This window comes from Cupriavidus basilensis (assembly GCF_029335485.1).
Classification (GTDB): Bacteria; Pseudomonadota; Gammaproteobacteria; order Burkholderiales; family Burkholderiaceae; genus Cupriavidus; species Cupriavidus basilensis_E.
Window position 1 is genome coordinate 1 of record NZ_JARJLM010000561.1, and the last position, 1,744, is coordinate 1,744.

At 66.3% G+C, this 1,744-nt stretch carries 3 protein-coding genes; 2 read left to right on the forward strand and 1 reads right to left on the reverse strand.

The annotated features are described in order from the left end of the window. Both P3W85_RS35125 and P3W85_RS35130 read left to right on the forward strand, forming a co-directional pair. Window positions 1-698 (forward strand): carboxyl transferase domain-containing protein (locus tag P3W85_RS35125; protein WP_276268156.1); only part of this gene is annotated, 698 nt, incomplete at its 5' end. Window positions 699-742: 44 nt separating this feature from the next. Continuing rightward, the gene (locus P3W85_RS35130) at window positions 743-964 is read left to right on the forward strand and encodes an acetyl-CoA carboxylase biotin carboxyl carrier protein subunit (RefSeq protein ID WP_276268157.1); all 222 of its coding nucleotides are present in this window, start codon (window positions 743-745) and stop codon (window positions 962-964) included. Window positions 965-1,141: 177 nt separating this feature from the next. Here the strand turns inward: P3W85_RS35130 and P3W85_RS35135 are convergent, their stop codons facing one another. Then, entirely contained in the window at window positions 1,142-1,378 is a 237-nt protein-coding gene (locus tag P3W85_RS35135) for a hypothetical protein (RefSeq protein WP_017227385.1), read from the reverse strand. Between the last annotated feature and the right edge of the window lie 366 nt (window positions 1,379-1,744).

Below are 1,744 nucleotides of genomic sequence, written 5' to 3' on the forward strand. Positions count from 1 at the left end.
GGGAGCTGGTGCGCACGCTGGCGGACGACCGGGAGATCTTCGAACTCAAGCCCGAGTTCGACCGCAGCGTGATCACCTGCCTGGCACGCCTGGAAGGGAAAACGGTTGGCATCATCGCGACAAATCCGACCTATTCCGCCGGCGCCATGGGACCGGACGGCTGCGACAAATGCACCAGCTTCATCTGCCTGTGCGACTCCTTCAACATCCCGCTGATCTTCCTGCATGACACACCCGGCTTCTTCGTCAGCCGCGCGGCCGAGCAAAAACGCATGCCCGGCAAGATCATCAACTTCGTCGAGGCGCTGGCACTGGCCACCGTGCCCAAGCTCTCCGTGGTGATCCGCAAATCGTACGGCATGGCGTATTCCAACCTGGCCGGCGCGGGCATGGATGCGGATTTTGTCTTTGCCTGGCCGGGCGCGGATATCAGCTTCATGTCGCCGGAGGTGGCGGTCAATGTGCTGCGCCCGTCCAGCGGCGATACCGCGCACGACCGCGCGGAAAAAGAAAAGCTATACGAGGAACTGCGCACCGCCAGCGCGCCGTGGCGTGCCGCCGGCCTGGGCCACCTCGACGACGTGATCGCGCCGGAAGCCACGCGCGCCACGCTGGTCCGCGCACTGGAACTGGCATGCGGCAACCGCGAAGGCGGCATCGGCAAGCATCACCTGGCGGCCTGGCCGACCAAATTCTGATACGACGCCGATACGGCGTCAATACAACGAAGCGGGAGGAAGACATGGCAGCAACGAGCGTGGAAGCCATCGTGACCGGCAAGGTCTGGAAAATCGAGAAGCAGGAGGGCGACACCGTGGCGGCCGGCGAGGCCATCATGGTGCTGGAATCGATGAAGATGGAGATTCCGGTGGATGCGCCGGTGGCCGGCAAGGTGGGCCGGCTCAGCGTCGCCGAAGGCGATAGCGTGACAGAAGGGGACGTGGTGGCAATGGTGATGGGCTAGGGCCTGCCTGCGGCGCTGCTTACCATCCGGCGCCGGAGACAAAAAGGCCAGGGCGACCGGCCCTGGCCCTGCCTGCGCGGCACACCTCAACCAGCCAGGCGATGCGCGGCAACGCATCGCTTCGGCATCTCCCATCCTGCGTCGCCGCCGGCGGCGGCGCGCAGGAACGTCAGCGCTTCACGCCATGGCCGGCAGATGATGCCTGGCGGGACGCCGGGCCAGCAGGACGGCACCGGCAAGCCCCGCGGCAAGGGCGACGACGGTCAGCGCCTGGGATGGCGCCCATACCAGGCTGGAGCCACGCAGCAAGCCGATGGCAATCAGGCCGACATTCAGATACGTCGAGAATGCGCACAGGAACAACAGGGCAAACCCGACCTGGCGATTGCGGACAACATTCTTGCTGGCTTGCATATTCACCTCCGGCGATCTAGCACCACATGCTGACGGTACACCTGCACGGCGCGGACACGTCCTGACCGGGTGTCCGTTGCCGATAGGTTCTCGCAACTCGAACGGAGAGAATATTGGGAGAAACCCGCTTCCCGCGCGTGGCTCGGGAAAGACGCGCCCGTGCGAAATGCGCGTCCTGGTTCTGGCGAAAGCCCGCCCCTTCCCCCGGCCCTGCGCCAGCTTCCCCGCCCGGCTACGCCGGCGCGGGTTCCCGATGCAGGCAGGCGACGTCGACAGGCAGGCCCGCCAGCCTGGGATAGCGCACCAGCACCAGCGGATCGTGCCCCGGCACGACATGCTCGGCCGAGGCCGCCCGCCGCGCCAGCG